Below are 16338 nucleotides of genomic sequence, written 5' to 3' on the forward strand. Positions count from 1 at the left end.
TTGCAGGCAGGAGCAGGCATCGCGCCGCGCGCGCTGGCCAGCGAAAATAACGCCGCCGTTCGGGCCAGCCAGCCTGAGTTGGCTTCCGGCAGCGCCATGGTCGTGGATATGCAGACCCACAATGTGATGTATGCGCGCAACCCGGATGAAGTGGTGCCGATCGCCTCGATCACCAAGGTGATGACCGCGATGGTGACGCTGGATGCCCATTTGCCGATGGATGAAATGCTGTCGGTGGATATTCATCAGACGCCGGAGATGAAAGGGGTCTATTCGCGCGTACGTCTGAACAGTGAAATCAGCCGCAAAGATATGCTGTTATTGGCGCTGATGTCGTCAGAAAACCGCGCCGCTGCCAGTCTGGCACACCATTATCCGGGCGGTTACGGCGCCTTTATCAAGGCGATGAATGCTAAAGCCAGATCGCTGGGCATGACCAACACGCGTTACGTGGAGCCGACCGGGCTGTCGATTCATAACGTCTCGACCGCGCGTGACCTGACCAAGCTGCTGATTGCTACCAAGCAATATCCGCTGATTGGCCAACTCAGTACCACCACCGAACGCATGGCCAGCTTCAAGGATCCGAACTATACGCTGCCGTTTCGTAACACCAACCATCTGGTTTACAACCCGAAATGGAACATCCAGTTGACCAAAACCGGCTTCACTAATGAAGCAGGGCATTGCCTGGTCATGCGTACCATGATTGGCAGTCGCTCAGTCTCGCTGGTAGTGTTGGACGCCTTCGGCAAGTACACCCACTTTGCCGATGCCAACCGTCTGCGCACCTGGATCGAAACTGGTAAGGTGACGCCGATCCCGGCCGCTGCCCGTGACTATCGTCGTCAGAAAGACGCCCGTCTGGCGAAGAACGAAAGCGAATAACCCGTTCTGCGGCCTGCGGAGTCTCCGCGGGCCGTTATTTCTCCCTGATGCCGCCTTATCCTTGCCGTCAGCGATATCTCCCATTACCTTGGGTAGATTCGCGTTGCTAATCCATCCGCTATCATTAATAAATACCCTATCGTGCATGAGGACGGCATCCTATGAGCAAAGTTTCTACTTTTGTCATGTTTCAGGGCCAGGCCCAGCAGGCTATTGATCTTTATAGCGAGTTATTCGCCGGTTTCAAGGTTCAACAGTTGCAGCATTATGATGAGAGCGATGATGGGCCACGACGGGTCAGGCATGCGACCATCGACTTTGAGCGGCACAACCTGGTGTTCACTGATAGTCCGGTCAGCCATGATTTTGGCTTTACTCCGGCGGTGTCACTTTTCGTTAATTTCGCCACCGACGCGGAGCTGGAGCGGGTTTTCGCCCGTCTGGCTGAGGGTGGTGAAGTGTTGATGCCGATTGATGACTATGGCTTCAGCGCGCGTTTCGGTTGGTTAAACGATCGCTTTGGTTTGTCCTGGCAATTGAACGTGCCGGCTGGAGATGTGGGGGGATAATTATAAATGCTTAGGGCTAATATAGCGTATTTAAAGTAAAACCTATATTAGCCAAATACTGCGTTTTGAAGTTTATTGCCTGTATAAATATCGTCAAATATGAAGGTGAAGTCAGGTTTAAATAACTCGTCATCCCCTATTAAGCCCGGATTTGTTTTTCGTCGCTGGTGTATTGTCATTTTGACATCGTGGTGTCATGGTGACAATGTGATTATGATGTCATTTTGACATTATCTGTTTTAAATATGTTTTAAAACAACGATATAAAAACTGGCATGTCCTTTGCTAGCTATTACGTTATGAGCAGTTATCAAAACGTTATAAACAACAGCAACAGCAATTGCGCGCATTTATCGTTAGCGAAGATCATATGAAACAGGCTTTCAGCTTGCTGAAGGCGTTAAACAGTTAATCCAGACCGCAGAGATGCGACTTCACCCATATTTACCGGGAAAATTAATTATGAAATACCGTATTCCAGCCGATTATAAACACACCCGTTCAACTCCGTTCTGGGACAAGGACAGCGTGCCAAAAGCGTTGTTAACCCACCACAACACCAAGAAAGGGGTCTATGGACGGCTTTCGGTGATGCGTGGCGCGGTGAAATATATTGGTTTTAAATCAGAGCATGACAGCCAGCCGGAGATTGAAGTGATTATCTCCGCCGGCCAGTTTGGCGTCAGCCCGCCGGAATATTGGCACCGTATTGAATTATTGACGCTGGAAACCTATTTCAATCTGGATTTCTTCGCTGCGCCGGAGATTGAACTGGAAGGACAAGGGTTCGGTCAGGTGGTTAACAGCAAGCGCTAACCGATAGCTCAGTGCCACGCATGCTTAGGCTGCGTGACACTGAGCAGATTATTTTCTGTTATCGATTTTAGTGCGTACGTAGAACCACCAGGTTACTAGCGTACATATAATATAAAACACCAAAAACACTCTCATTGCGCTGTCTGCCGCACCGGTCAGCGCCAGTGAAGTACCGAATGCTTTAGGAATGAAGAAACCACCGACTGCCCCAATTGCCGAGATAAAGCCGAGCGCGGCGGCAGAGTCGGTCGCTGCTTCACGCGCAGCTTCTTCGTCGCTCCCGCCGTTGGCCTTCACACGTCGGGTGGTGTCATAACGGAAGATAATCGAGATCATCTGGAAGGTTGATCCGCTCCCCAAGCCTGCCGTCAGGAATAACCCCAAAAAGACCACGAAGAAAGCTAGGAACGAGCCGCTGCCGTTACTGCCCGGCAAGGTCAGAAAGATCAGTCCAGCAAATACGCTCATCATGAAGAAGTTCAGTACGGTAACGCGTGCACCACCGAATCGGTCGGCCAGCACTCCGCCCACAGGTCGCGCCAGCGCGCCTATCATCGGTCCCCAAAAGGCATAATGCGTAATCACTACGTCAGGAAACTGGGTTTTTGACAGCATGGCAAAGCCAGCCGAGAAGCCGATAAATGAACCGAATGTTGCCAAATACAGCAGCGCCATCACCCACATATGCAGGCGTTTTAACACCGGCAACTGGTCACCCAATGAGGCTTTGGCTGCTGCGATGTCATTCATGCCAAACCAGGCAGCAACGGCAAAAATTGCCAGCGGGATCACCCAGATAAACGCCGCGTTTTGTATCCACAACGTTTCGCCTTCCGGCGTGACCTGACCACCGCCGGTGAAAGCGCCGAAAATAGCGCTGGTTATCACCAACGGTGCCACCAACTGCATGACGCTGACGCCCAGATTGCCCAGACCCCCATTCAACCCCAATGCGCCGCCCTGACGGTTTTTCGGAAAGAAGAAGCTAATATTGGCCATACTGGAGGCGAAGTTAGCTCCAGCTACTCCACACATCAATGAAATAATCACAAATACCCAATACGGTGTGGCAGGGTTTTGTACCGCAAAGCCCAACCACAAACATGGGATCACCAAAATTAACGTACTGAAAGCGGTCCAGCGGCGGCCACCGAAAATCGGAATGACGAACGAGTAGGGCACGCGCATGAAGGCACCGGCCAGGGAAGGCAACGCGGTCAGCATGAACAGTTCATCGGTGGTAAATTTAAAGCCGATGCGATTCAGGTTGATGGTGATGGCGCTGAACAGCATCCAGACGCAGAAAGCCAGCAGGAGACTGGGGATGGAAATCCAGAGGTTACGTCGCGCAATACTGTGGCCAGTATGCTGCCAAAATTGGAGATCTTCGGGATTCCAGCTAGATAAAACACCTTTTTCGGTATGTTTTTCAGTGTTTGGCAATGGCGACATGACCGTGGCTCCTCAATGTGCAAGATCGCTGCCATTAGTCTGGTCGAGGGTTTCCGCATTCGCAAATACGTTTCTTAATCCGATTTTTATTTCTTGTCCTCTTCCACGGCAATGTCATGGTTTTTGTCTATCCTGAAAAAAGTGCCGCAACAGCCTGCTGCGGCACTTTACTTCATAATTAGCATTCAATTTATTGATTTAAATATAAAAAAAATTATTCACCTACAACGACGGTTTCGGCTGGCGGCTTGATGGAGAATGTCGATGAGCAAATTTCTTGACCGGTTCCGTTATTTCAAGGAACTGGGTGACACGTTTTCGGATGATTTCGGACAAACGCTTGATACTAATCGGGATTGGGAGGATAGCTATCGTCAGCGATGGCAGTATGACAAGATTGTCCGATCAACTCATGGCGTCAATTGCACCGGTTCATGCAGTTGGAAGATCTATGTCAAAAACGGATTGGTTACGTGGGAAACACAGCAAACTGACTATCCTGAAACCCGACCCGACTTACCTAATCATGAACCGCGTGGCTGCCCGCGTGGTGCCAGCTATTCATGGTATTTATACAGCGCCAACCGGTTGAAGCACCCGTTGGTGCGCCTGCACTTGCTTGAGTTGTGGCGTGAAGCCCGTCAAGTTCACGATGATCCGGTTGACGCTTGGGCTGCAATCGTCAGCGATCCGCAAAAGTCCCAGCGTTACAAACAGGCTCGGGGGCGTGGTGGGCTGGTGCGCGTCAGTTGGGATGAAATGAATGAACTTATCGCCGCTGCCAATGTTTACACCGCCAAAACCTTCGGCCCGGACCGGGTTACTGGTTTCTCGCCTATTCCGGCGATGTCGATGGTTTCCTACGCATCCGGTGCCCGTTATCTGTCACTGATTGGCGGCACTTGCCTGAGTTTTTATGACTGGTACTGCGATTTGCCACCGGCTTCGCCGATGACCTGGGGCGAGCAAACCGACGTGCCGGAATCGGCAGATTGGTATAATTCGTCTTACTTGATCGCCTGGGGTTCCAACGTGCCGCAAACCCGCACGCCAGATGCGCATTTTTTCACCGAGGTACGCTACAAAGGGACCAAAACGGTCGCGATCACTCCGGACTATGCGGAGATTGTCAAGCTTTGCGACCAATGGCTGGCACCGAAGCAAGGAACCGACAGCGCAATTGCCCTGGCGATGGGTCATGTGATTCTGAAAGAGTTTTATCTACAAAAACCTAGCCAGTACTTTACCGATTATGTCTCAAGATACAGTGATTTACCTATGCTGGTGTTGCTGGAGCTGCGTGAAGACGGCAGCTATGCTGCCGGGCGTCAGCTGCGCGCTGCGGATTTGGTCGATGAACTGGGGGAAAGCAACAATCCGAAATGGAAAACGGTGGCGATTGACCAACTTAGCGGCGATCTGGTGGCACCGTTGGGATCAATCGGTTTCCGCTGGGGTGAGAAGGGTAAATGGAACTTAACCCAGACCGCCGGGCAGTCACAGCGCGAGGTCAAACTGCAACTGAGTTTGCTGGGTCAGCAGGATGCGGTGGTATCGGTCGGCTTCCCGTACTTCGGTGGATTGGAAAGTGAACAGTTTCGCCCGGTGGCATTGCAGGATGTATTGCATCATCCGGTCCCGGCGAAACAAATTACGCTGGCAGAGGGGTCACAGGCATACGTCGCCAGCGTTTATGACCTGATGATCGCTAATTACGGTCTTGCCCGTGACTGGGGAACGACACAGGCAGATAACTCGCTGGCCGCCACAGATTATAACGAAGTCAAAGCTTACACACCCGCGTGGGCGGAGCAAATCACCGGCGTACCGCGCGCCAATATTATTCGCATCGCTCGCGAGTTTGCCGACAACGCCGACAAAACACACGGACGTTCGATGATTATCGTCGGTGCCGGTATTAATCACTGGTATCACATGGACATGAATTACCGCGGATTGATTAACCTGTTGGTCTTCTGCGGCTGTGTTGGCCAGACCGGAGGTGGTTGGGCGCACTATGTTGGGCAGGAAAAACTCCGGCCGCAAACCGGCTGGCTACCCTTGGCATTCGGGTTGGACTGGAGCCGTCCACCACGTCAGATGAATACCACCTCATTCTTCTACAACCATTCCAGCCAATGGCGCTATGAAACGCTCAATACTGAGGACCTGCTGTCACCGATGGCTGATAAATCCCGTTTCGGTGGCAGCCTGATTGATTTTAATGTGCGAGCCGAACGGATGGGTTGGTTGCCTTCCGCTCCGCAATTGAACGTCAACCCGTTGAATATTGCCAAACAGGCTGAACAGCAAGGAAAAACACCGCAGGAATTTGTGGTGGACGGGTTGAAATCCGGCAGCCTGCGCTTCGCCGCAGAGCAACCGGACGATCCGCAAAATAGCCCAAAAAACCTGTTTATTTGGCGTTCGAATTTATTGGGCTCTTCCGGTAAAGGGCATGAATATATGCTCAAGTATTTGCTGGGTACCGAACATGGTATCCAGCAGGTTGATCTCGGACAGCAAGGGCAGCAAAAACCGCAAGAGGTGGAATGGCTCGATCAGGCGCGTGAAGGCAAGCTGGATCTGGTCGTGACGCTGGATTTTCGCATGTCGACGACTTGCCTGTATTCCGACATTATCCTGCCAACCGCCACCTGGTATGAGAAGGACGACATGAATACCTCGGACATGCATCCGTTTATTCATCCGCTCTCCGCCGCAGTGGACCCGTGCTGGGAGTCGCGCAGCGACTGGGAAATCTATAAAGGTCTGGCGGCGAGTTTTTCAAAAGTCTGCGTTGGCCATCTGGGTGAAGAAACCGATGTGGTATTGGTGCCCATTCTGCATGACTCGCCGGGCGAACTGGCGCAGCCGCTTGAGGTGCTCGACTGGAAGCAAGGTGAATGTGAGCTGATCCCGGGGAAAACCGCCCCCTCGATAGCAGTAGTACAGCGCGACTATCCGAATACCTACGCACGTTTTACTTCGCTGGGGCCGCTGCTGGATAAGCTTGGCAACGGCAGTAAAGGCATCAACTGGGACACCCAGGAGGAAATAGACCTGCTCGGTAAACTCAACCGTTGTCACAGCGGAGGTCATGCCGACGGTCGGCCGGTGATCAATACGGCGAAGCAGGCGGCAGAAGTGGTGTTGATGTTGGCGCCGGAAACCAACGGTGAAGTGGCAGTAAAAGCCTGGCGTGCGCTGGGAGAGCTGACCGGCCGTGATCATACTCATCTGGCGCTGGGGAAGCAGGATGTCAAAATTCGCTTCAGCGATCTACAGACGCAACCGCGTAAAATTATCTCCAGCCCGACCTGGTCCGGTTTAGAAGACGATCATGTGTCGTATAACGCCAGCTATACCAACGTGCATGAGCTAATCCCGTGGCGAACGCTTAGCGGTCGTCAACAGCTTTATCAGGATCATCCGTGGATGCGTGCTTTTGGTGAGAGCTTGCTGGTGTATCGACCGCCTATCGACACTCGCACCACGCGACCGATGTTTAATCAACGCCCCAACGGCAACCCGGAAAAAGCGCTGAACTTCCTGACGCCGCACCAGAAATGGGGCATCCACTCGACCTACAGCGACAACTTGTTGATGTTGACGCTGGCGCGAGGTGGGCCACTGGTATGGATCAGCGAAACCGATGCTAAAGAACTGGGCATTGAAGACAATGACTGGATCGAAGCATTCAACGTCAACGGTGCTTTATCGGCCCGTGCGGTGGTCAGCCAGCGGGTGCAGGCCGGTATGGTCATGATGTATCACGCGCAGGAACGTACCATCAACGTCCCCGGTTCGGAAATCACTGGCCAGCGTGGCGGTATTCACAACTCCGTGACCCGTGTCAGCCCTAAACCTACCCATATGATCGGGGGTTACGCCCAATTAGCTTACGGCTTCAACTATTACGGTACGGTCGGCTCGAACCGCGACGAGTTCGTTATCGTGCGTAAAATGCGGCGCATTGACTGGCTGGACAACGAAGGGCATGACAGCGAGCAACCGGCAGCAGTGGCCGGCGGCCGGGGAGTGGAAAAATGAAAATTCGTTCGCAAGTCGGCATGGTGATGAATCTCGACAAATGTATTGGCTGCCATACCTGTTCGGTAACCTGTAAAAATGTTTGGACCAGCCGCGAAGGCACCGAATACGCCTGGTTCAATAACGTTGAAACCAAACCGGGTCTGGGATATCCGCTGAATTGGGAGGACCAGGACAAATGGAAAGGTGGCTGGATCCGCAAGATCAATGGCCGCCTGAAGCCTCGTCAGGGCGGGCGCTTTGCCGTATTGGCGAATATTTTTGCCAACCCGCATATGCCACAGATTGATGACTATTACGAACCCTTCGACTTTGATTACCAGCACCTGCACACCGCCGCAGATGGCAAAGTGCAGCCGGTGGCACGGCCGCGCTCATTGCTGACCGGCAAACGGATGAACAAAATCACCGGCAGCGCCAACTGGGAGGACGATCTGGGGGGCGAGTTTGCCAAGCGTTCGCAAGATAAGAACTTTGAAAACGTGCAAAAGGAGATGTACGGCCAGTTTGAAAGTACCTTCATGATGTATCTGCCGCGACTGTGTGAGCATTGTCTTAACCCAGCTTGCGTGTCGAGCTGTCCAAGTGGCGCAATTTACAAGCGGGAAGAAGACGGCATTGTGTTGATCGACGAAGACAAATGTCGCGGCTGGCGAATGTGTGTCAGCGGTTGTCCGTATAAAAAAATCTACTTCAACTGGAAAAGCGGCAAGTCGGAAAAATGCATTTTATGTTATCCGCGCCTTGAAGCCGGTTTACCGACCATCTGTTCCGAAACCTGCGTTGGCCGCATCCGCTATCTGGGCGTAGTGCTTTATGACGCTGACGCCATTGAACAGGCGGCCTCGGTGGAAAACGATCAGGATCTGTATGAACGCCAGTTGGGAGTATTCCTGAACCCGAATGACCCAATGGTGATTGAGCAGGCGCTCAAGGACGGTGTGCCAATGAACGTGATCGATGCCGCTCAGCGTTCGCCGGTGTACAAACTGGCTATGGACTGGAAACTGGCGCTACCGCTGCATCCGGAATATCGCACCTTGCCGATGGTGTGGTATGTGCCGCCATTGTCGCCTATTCAGTCGGCGTCTGACGCCGGTGTTTTGCCTCACAAAGGTGTGTTGCCGGACATCGATGCATTGCGCATTCCGCTGCAATATTTAGCCAACCTGTTTACCGCCGGCGATACCGCACCGGTGGCACGTTCGCTGAAACGTATTTTGGCGATGCGTCACTACAAGCGTATGGAAACGGTGGAGGGGGTACATGATACCAGCGCCCTGGATGAAGTGGGTCTGACCGAAGCGCAGGTACAGGAAATGTACCGCTATCTGGCCATCGCCAATTACGAAGACCGTTTCGTGATCCCGACCAGCCATCGCGAACTGGCACGCGACGCCTTCCCCGAGCGTAATGGCTGCGGCTTTACCTTTGGCGATGGTTGTCACGGCAGCGACAGCAAGTTTGATCTGTTTAACTCCAAACGTATCGATGCCATTGATGTTGGGGTGAAAACCGGGGGGCAGAAATTATGATTTCACTCCGCATTATTTCGCGCCTGCTGGAATATCCCGATGAGGCATTGTGGCAAGGGAAATATGAATTGTTGGCGGCGTTACCCGAGGCCAGCGAATTGTCACCACAACAACAAGCTTTGTTGGCCGACGTGATCCACTGGCGCTGTAACGGGCGTCTGCTGGACGCACAGGCAGAATATACCGGTCTGTTTGACCGTGGTCGTTCAACCTCGCTGTTATTGTTTGAACATGTACACGGCGAATCGCGCGATCGTGGTCAGGCGATGATCAACCTGCTTGAACAATATCGTCAGGCCGGCTTGCAGTTGGATACCTATGAATTACCCGACCATTTGCCGTTGTTTCTCGATTTCTTGTCAATGGGGGCCGAGAAAGAAGCGCTGGAATGGTTGGAAAGCATTGCGCCGATCCTGGCTCTGCTCGGCGCACGCTTGCACGAACGGGAAAGCCGCTATGGTCAACTGTTTGATCTGCTGACTCAGCTTTCCGGCAGTCAGGCACGCAGTAAAAATCTAATGCCTAAAGTGCGTGAAGAAGCGCGTGACGATACGCCGGCGGCGCTGGACGCGGTATGGGAGGAAGAGCAGGTGCGGTTTATGGTTGAGCAGGGCGGCTGTAGCGCTGAAGAGGCGAAGCATCATCAGCGTCGCTTCTCCGGTTCTGTGGCTCCGCAATATCTTGACGTTGGCGCTGCCGCGCCACAAACCAGAGGGGAGTGAGTGATGGCGCATTTCCTTGATGTATTTTTTTTCGATATCTATCCGTATATCGCCGGCACGGTGTTTCTGCTTGGTAGCCTGTTGCGGTATGACTACGGTCAATACAGTTGGCGTGCCGGTTCTAGCCAGATTATGGATAAGCGTTGGATGCGGGTAGCCTCCAACCTGTTCCACGTAGGCGTGCTTGGGGTATTGGCTGGCCACGCTTTTGGTATGCTGACACCACACTGGGTGTATGAATCCTGGTTGCCGATGCCGGTGAAACAACAGATGGCGATGTTTATGGGCGGTGCCTGTGGCGCACTGATGCTGATTGGCGGCCTGATGTTACTGTATCGCCGGCTGTTTAATCCACGCGTACGGGCGATTTCCAGCGGCGCGGATATTTTGATTCTGGTATTGCTGCTGATCCAGGTTTCTTTAGGGTTGGGCACAATACCGTTTTCGGCTCAGCATCCTGACGGTAGCGAGATGTTGAAGCTGGTGAACTGGGCGCAGCATGTGGTGACATTCCGTTTCGGTGCCTCAGAGTTCCTGCAAGGTGTTGCACCGATTTATCGGATTCATTTGGTGCTGGGCATGACCTTATTCCTGCTGTTCCCCTTCACACGGTTGGTGCACGTGTGGAGTATTCCTCTGGAGTACCTGACGCGACGGCCGCAACTGGTGCGTAAAAGAAGATAACCTGTGTCTGCCGGGGCAGAGCCTTGCCCCGGTGACGTTGTTTTGATGCCTCAATTTTACTTCATCATTGCAATATAATACCTTCACTCCGACCATGCTGATGGCTATTTGGGCACAGTTACCGCTATGCTAAACAGGTGACAACTGATGAATTTAAAAAGGATGAACCGCTTTGGCTGGAAGTAGCTTACTGACTTTAATCGATGATATTGCCTCACTGCTGGATGATGTTTCGCTAATGACCAAAATGGCGGCGAAAAAAACCGCCGGGGTATTGGGGGATGATCTGGCATTGAATGCGCAACAGGTTACCGGGGTAAAGGCCGATCGCGAGCTGCCGGTGGTGTGGAGCGTGGCCAAAGGGTCGTTTATCAACAAGGCAATTCTGGTGCCGCTGGCATTGCTGATCAGTGCATTCGCCCCCTGGGCCATTACACCGTTGCTGATGGTGGGTGGTGCTTATCTGTGCTACGAGGGCTTTGAGAAGGTGTTCCACAGCCTGACCCACAGCAAGCAAACGGGTGGTGAAGAGAAAAAAGAGGCGCTGGATGCCAATGAGGATGTGGCAGCCTACGAACAACGCAAAGTTAAAGGGGCAATACGTACCGACTTCGTGCTGTCCGCCGAGATTATCGCCATTACGTTGGGTACCGTGGCGGGGGCGACCTTCAGCCAGCAGGTGATCGTGCTGTGTGGTATCGCGATTGTGATGACGGCGGGGGTTTACGGTATCGTGGCCGGTATCGTCAAACTCGACGATCTGGGGCTGTATCTGAGCCGCAAAAGCAGTGCGCTGGTGCGTTCTATCGGCAACGGCATTGTCAGTGCAGCTCCTTATCTGATGAAAACGCTGTCAATCGTCGGCACCATCGCCATGTTTATGGTCGGGGGCGGCATTCTGACCCACGGGTTGCCGCCGGTGCACCATTTATTTGAGGACTGGGCGTCGTACGCCACCGTGGTGCCGACCTTCGGCCAGATCCTGCAAGGCGTGATCCCTGCATTGCTCAACGTGGTGTTTGGCCTGATTGCCGGGGGCGTGGTGCTGCTGGTGGTTTCGGCGCTGGGCGCGATCCGGGGGCGTTTGAAAGCCTGAATAAATCCCGCGCCGGCTGGCGCGGGGCATTTTAGAAGATCAGCTTAAAGACACCGGTGATGGTGAGCAGGCCCACGATAAAGATAATGGCGACAATCCACAGAATAATTTTCATTGTTCTCTCCCTATAGGTTTGAATGATGGCGCGAGCTTTCGCTAACCTAATGAAATCATTATTTACTGTAGTTGATATTTCGCAGATTGCCTGTTGCGCTGGCAATCAGGGCCGGTTGACATCACCGGCACCCAGCGTGCGCTGCATGATATGAGTGTCGCGCCACTCGCCCAATTTAAAACCCACCGCCTTTAGCGTGCCCACGCTGCAAAACCCCAGAGTCTGATGCAGAGCCAACGAACCCTGATTGTGTTTGGCATTGCCGACGGTCGCTAACATTTGGCGCCAGGGACCTGACTCGCAGCGGGCGATCAGTTCTGCCAATAAGGCTTTGCCGATACCCTGACCTTGCTGCCCGTCGGCGACATACACCGACTCCTCCACGGTAAACCGGTAAGCCGGGCGCGGCCGATAAGGGGTGGCGTAACAGTATCCCACCACCCGATTATCGCGTTTGGCCACCAACCAGGGGAGCCCGGCTTCTTGCACCTTACTGAGCCGCTGTTGCATTTCTTCCAGCGTTGGCGGCTCTTCTTCAAACGATGCGGCACCGTACAACACATGATGGGTGTAAATTTGCTGCACGGTGACCATGTCGTCTGGTGTGGCATCGACAAACATCAGCGGGGTGGTATGGGGCATAGTGTTCCTGTTTACCTTGAAAAATAAGAAGATAAGCGCATTATGCGCCGCCCACGTTGACAAGGTAAATTGGGCTTTCTTATGCTGAAGATAAGAGAAACCTATGGTTGCTCGCTAGCCGATCGTCGTTGTGTCAGGCGCATTAATACGCCGGAGGCTAACAGTACGCCGAGGATCACCCAGGCTGCGCCGGCCAGTTGCCAGACGTTGGGGGCAGTACCGGTGAGTGTCGCCACCAACATAGTGAAAACCGGCGCCAGATTAAAGAAAATCGCAGTGCGAACCGAACCTATTTTTTCCAGTCCGTTGAACCACAACAGATAGGCCAACAGCGAACCGCATAGCGCCAGATAAACCACGGCCAGGTGTACGCTGAGGCTGGCGGTGGCCAGGCTTTGCAGCGGGTTTTCGAAGATAAACCCCAGCGGTAGCAGGGCCAGGGTACCGAACAGCATCGAGTAGCTGGTGGTTTCGATGGCGGTGGCGTTGTGCACCAGTCGGCGGGTGCCCACCATATTCAACGCCCAGGCCAGGCTGCCGAGTAAAATAATGCCGTCACCGGGGCTGATTTCCAGCCGCAACAGCGTTTGGATCTGGCCTTTGGTAATCACCAATACCACGCCAATAAAACCGGCTAACAGACCGGCAATACGCGAACCGTTCAGTTTTTCATTCTCCCAGATCACGCCGAATACCAGCGTCCACAGCGGCGTAGTGGCCAGGATCAGTGCACCGTTGATCGGCGTGGTGGATTGCAGGCCGAAAAAAGTGCACAGGTTGAATAGCGTAAAGCCCAGCACACCCAGCCCCAGATAAGCCGGCCAGTTGTTTTTCAACGTGCTGAGGCGTAGTTGCCCACGCAGGCCGAAGAACAGCAAGAGTGCCAGCGTCGCCAGGCTGAAACGCTCAATCGACGCGGTGATCGGCGGCTGGTGGGCGATGATATAGGCACCGGCGTTAAAGTTGGTGCCCCAGAAGAAGGTGGCGATAATCACGCCCAGATAGGCCAGCGGCAGCGAGTTTTTCATCATGATTTCCTGTGGTGGCGAAATAAACAGAAAATAGCTTGCGCCTTAAACCTTCGCGGTAATACTCCCTATATGTTCACTATTGATGTGAGAAAACACCCATGTTCAATTGGGAAGATCTGCACTATTTCATGGTGTTCGCCCGTGAAAAATCGCTGTCGGGTGCGGCCCGCAGTTTGAAGGTTGATCACGCCACCGTTGCCCGGCGAATCGCCAGCCTGGAGATGGCACTGGCATTAAAACTGGTTGATCGCCGTCCGCGTAGCTACTTGCTGACCGTCGATGGACAACGCATCGCGGCACAGGGGGACAGCATGACGCTTAACGCTTTTGCCATCAGCCGCAGCGCGCTTAATGGGCAACAGGGCGTCGCGGGCGAGGTGACGCTAAGTGTGCCACCGGTGATGGGGCTCAAGCTGATCGCGCCGCGAATTGCCCAATTGCAGCGGCGTTATCCGGATTTACAACTCATCCTGCTGGCGGAGACGGCCAACGTTTCGTTGCTGCGTGGTGAGGCGGACATTGCCATTCGGCTTAGCCGCGTCAGCGAAAGCGACCTGGTCACGCGAAAAATGGGTACCGTCGAGTTTGGCTTGTATGCCAATGCGAACTATCTGCGGGTGACGCCGGAAGCGGAGCGGGGGTTTATCGGTTATCACGATGAGCGGGCGGCCTCTGTGCAGCAGAAGTGGCTGCAGGATCAAGCCGGAGAGCGGCCGCTGGTTATGCGCAGTAACGATCTGATGATCCAGGCCGCGGCTGCGGCAGCCGGTGCAGGTATCGCGCTGTTGCCGCATTTTGTCGGGCAAGAATTGGGGCTTGAACCTCTGGCAGCCGCGCAGTCGTTACAACGTGAAATCTGGCTAACGGTGCATGACGACATTCGCCATGCACCGGGTATCGCCGCGGTGACGGCGTTTTTGCTGGACTGCTACGCGGGTGTCGCGGGTATCACCCGGCTGGTGGATAACCTGAGCTGAGTAGGTTTAACCGCGCATTAACTGTGCCACCGCCTGCTGCAAATAACGCAGCAACGGCGGGGTCAGCCAGGTGCCCTCGGTGAGCGTTGGCTCCCGCTCCATAGCCTGGCGAATTTTCATTTGGGTGGCAGGATCGGTACCGGCATAGGACTGGAACAGCTCAAGCCATTGTGTCGCCAGTTGTCTTGCCTGTCCGGACTCTGCTGGCACACCCTCATTCAGTGCCTGATGGAATTGGGCGATCAACGCCGGCCATTCCTGCAGGCGGGTAAAGTAGTGTTGACGTACATAGGCATATTCTTCTGCCGACAGGTATTTTTGGTAGATCGAAAGCTTGGTTTCGGCAAATGCCCGGGTCACATAGTCAGTCATCGCCGGGGTGATACCGGTTTGTTCGCGCATTGAGGGTTCATCGGCATGCATGGCGTTAAGCCGGGTGAGGAACGCCGGGTTGCCCGCAGTATCGCGTTCCAGCATCAGCATCCAACGTCGGGCCAGAGCCTGGGCCTGCAATTCTTGCGGTGCCACCCCGCTGTCGATCAACTGACGGATACTGCTGACCAGTTCGTCCCATTCCTGATTGCGTAGCGGATCGGCCTGATAGAAGGGCAGTTGCGCCAGCTCGTCTGCGGTAAAATATTTATCGTACATGGTCATTAACTCCAACGTAGTCAGCCAGTCGTTCAGTTCCGGTTCATCCCCGGCGGTGAGCTGCGCATGCATATGCTGCAGACGATCGCGTAGCGCGGCGGTCTGCACCAGCTGCTGCTCCAACATGGTAATTTGCTGCTCAATCACCGTGGTCAGTGCCATGCCTGAACGAGCCAAAATTGCCCCGACTTCCGCCAGCGTAACGCCCATGCGGCGCAGCGCCTGAATATGGTGCAAGCGGGTGATGTCAGCCCGATTATATAAGCGATACCCGGCGTCGGAACGCGCAGAAGGAACCAGCAAACCAATGTTGTCGTAATAATGCAGCGTCCTGACAGTGATGCCGGAACGGCGGGCCAGTTCGCCAACTTTTAATAGCATGAGTGTGCTCCTCCCTTGTGCGTGCAGGAATACTAAAGCCTGACGTGACGTGAGGGTCAATAGGCGGGATGAGGATATTTTCGGGGGAAGTTGCGGTATCTCAGAATGGCAAAAGCCCAACGGTATGGCTGGGCTTTGCGGGTCCCTTAAAGGGAAGGTATAACATAAGGGCCTTTTCGGCTACGGCAGTAATCTTATCTGGTTTGCTTGTTTTGTCAACAGATTGAGCGTTATGCCAGCAGCATGTTTCGAGCATTAATTGATTTGATTACTGCTCGTTGTATCTCGGCAACCAGTTCTCGATGCAAGCATTGGATGAGAAATCCTCGTTCCTTACGTGCCCTGTTAAGACGTTGGCGGCTCACCTGTTGCACCAGATCTCCTTTGGCCCAACGTGTTTGTGGATGAAAGAATCGCATGTCTTCAATGACTTCATCGGCAATCTCAATATGCATACCCCGGCTAAGCTTGCTGATATCTTTGGTGGTCGACAGCGGTACAATAATGCAGGCGTTACCGTTGATTTTTCCATTGAGTACCACGATAAGTCGATTTTTCACCATTTCAGGTGGAATGTGACCATTATAAAAATGGGGCAAGTGGGTAGGGACAACGGGTACAGGATAATTGCCATAATTGCATTCGAGTATTTCCCCGACCTTAGGGGCAAAATTGATGGGCATATAAACTCTCCTTGTTACGCAAAAACTATCTGACCGAACTGAA

At 53.5% G+C, this 16338-nt stretch carries 15 protein-coding genes and 1 pseudogene; 10 read left to right on the forward strand and 6 right to left on the reverse strand.

The genetic code is table 11. The features are described from left to right. Window positions 1-18 precede the first annotated feature (18 nt). The 4 genes and pseudogenes from pbpG (at window position 19) to NHG65_RS06700 (ending at window position 2273) form a co-directional block, all read left to right on the forward strand. Entirely contained in the window at window positions 19-888 is an 870-nt protein-coding gene (pbpG, locus tag NHG65_RS06685; protein ID WP_420030054.1) for a D-alanyl-D-alanine endopeptidase, read from the forward strand. Between the two features lie 161 nt (window positions 889-1049). Further along, window positions 1050-1457: a VOC family protein gene (locus NHG65_RS06690; RefSeq protein WP_099065192.1), complete on the forward strand. Its 408-nt coding sequence runs from the start codon at window positions 1050-1052 to the stop codon at window positions 1455-1457. A gap of 328 nt (window positions 1458-1785) precedes the next feature. Beyond that, a pseudogene (locus NHG65_RS06695) lies at window positions 1786-1869 on the forward strand (hypothetical protein); the annotation flags it as partial. Between the two features lie 50 nt (window positions 1870-1919). Next, entirely contained in the window at window positions 1920-2273 is a 354-nt protein-coding gene (locus NHG65_RS06700) for a TehB family protein (protein WP_099065193.1), read from the forward strand. A gap of 48 nt (window positions 2274-2321) precedes the next feature. Here NHG65_RS06700 and NHG65_RS06705 read toward each other — a convergent pair whose 3' ends face one another. Continuing rightward, window positions 2322-3725: a NarK family nitrate/nitrite MFS transporter gene (locus tag NHG65_RS06705; RefSeq protein ID WP_099065194.1), complete on the reverse strand. Its 1404-nt coding sequence runs from the start codon at window positions 3723-3725 to the stop codon at window positions 2322-2324. Between the two features lie 264 nt (window positions 3726-3989). Here NHG65_RS06705 and NHG65_RS06710 point away from each other — a divergent pair, with 264 nt between their 5' ends. The 5 genes from NHG65_RS06710 to NHG65_RS06730 all read left to right on the forward strand — a co-directional run bounded on the left by NHG65_RS06710 (window position 3990) and on the right by NHG65_RS06730 (window position 11815). Beyond that, on the forward strand, window positions 3990-7778 hold the full coding sequence (locus tag NHG65_RS06710; RefSeq protein WP_207975980.1) for a nitrate reductase subunit alpha: 3789 nt from the start codon (window positions 3990-3992) through the stop codon (window positions 7776-7778). Then, window positions 7775-9313 (forward strand): nitrate reductase subunit beta, encoded by a 1539-nt coding sequence (narH, locus tag NHG65_RS06715; protein ID WP_219015644.1) that lies wholly within the window; start codon window positions 7775-7777, stop codon window positions 9311-9313. The genes NHG65_RS06710 and narH overlap by 4 nt, the downstream gene beginning before the upstream one ends. Continuing rightward, entirely contained in the window at window positions 9310-10035 is a 726-nt protein-coding gene (gene narJ / locus NHG65_RS06720; RefSeq protein WP_099065197.1) for a nitrate reductase molybdenum cofactor assembly chaperone, read from the forward strand. Before narH ends, narJ begins: the two co-directional genes overlap by 4 nt. Before the next feature lie 3 nt (window positions 10036-10038). After that, window positions 10039-10719, forward strand: a complete 681-nt coding sequence (narI, locus tag NHG65_RS06725; protein ID WP_099065198.1) for a respiratory nitrate reductase subunit gamma — start codon at window positions 10039-10041, stop codon at window positions 10717-10719. A 172-nt stretch (window positions 10720-10891) separates the two neighbouring features. After that, window positions 10892-11815, forward strand: coding sequence for a DUF808 domain-containing protein (locus tag NHG65_RS06730; RefSeq protein WP_099065199.1), 924 nt, complete (start codon window positions 10892-10894; stop codon window positions 11813-11815). Window positions 11816-11846: 31 nt separating this feature from the next. Here NHG65_RS06730 and NHG65_RS06735 read toward each other — a convergent pair whose 3' ends face one another. The 3 genes from NHG65_RS06735 to NHG65_RS06745 all read right to left on the reverse strand — a co-directional run bounded on the left by NHG65_RS06735 (window position 11847) and on the right by NHG65_RS06745 (window position 13603). Next, window positions 11847-11930: a small membrane protein YohP gene (locus NHG65_RS06735; protein ID WP_020825765.1), complete on the reverse strand. Its 84-nt coding sequence runs from the start codon at window positions 11928-11930 to the stop codon at window positions 11847-11849. Window positions 11931-12035: 105 nt separating this feature from the next. Next, on the reverse strand, window positions 12036-12572 hold the full coding sequence (locus NHG65_RS06740) for a GNAT family N-acetyltransferase (RefSeq protein ID WP_499183069.1): 537 nt from the start codon (window positions 12570-12572) through the stop codon (window positions 12036-12038). A gap of 101 nt (window positions 12573-12673) precedes the next feature. Beyond that, window positions 12674-13603, reverse strand: coding sequence for a DMT family transporter (locus NHG65_RS06745; protein ID WP_232519147.1), 930 nt, complete (start codon window positions 13601-13603; stop codon window positions 12674-12676). A gap of 98 nt (window positions 13604-13701) precedes the next feature. Between NHG65_RS06745 and NHG65_RS06750 the strand changes: the two genes are divergently transcribed. Then, entirely contained in the window at window positions 13702-14580 is an 879-nt protein-coding gene (locus NHG65_RS06750) for a LysR family transcriptional regulator (protein ID WP_262261158.1), read from the forward strand. Between the two features lie 6 nt (window positions 14581-14586). Here the strand turns inward: NHG65_RS06750 and NHG65_RS06755 are convergent, their stop codons facing one another. Together NHG65_RS06755 and NHG65_RS06760 are read right to left on the reverse strand one after the other, a co-directional pair. Continuing rightward, the gene (locus NHG65_RS06755; protein ID WP_499183070.1) at window positions 14587-15612 is read right to left on the reverse strand and encodes a MerR family transcriptional regulator; all 1026 of its coding nucleotides are present in this window, start codon (window positions 15610-15612) and stop codon (window positions 14587-14589) included. Between the two features lie 230 nt (window positions 15613-15842). Continuing rightward, entirely contained in the window at window positions 15843-16295 is a 453-nt protein-coding gene (locus NHG65_RS06760) for a type II toxin-antitoxin system PemK/MazF family toxin (RefSeq protein ID WP_099065204.1), read from the reverse strand. Between the last annotated feature and the right edge of the window lie 43 nt (window positions 16296-16338).

Source organism: Serratia myotis (assembly GCF_027474885.1).
GTDB classification, from domain to species: domain Bacteria; phylum Pseudomonadota; class Gammaproteobacteria; order Enterobacterales; family Enterobacteriaceae; genus Serratia; species Serratia proteamaculans.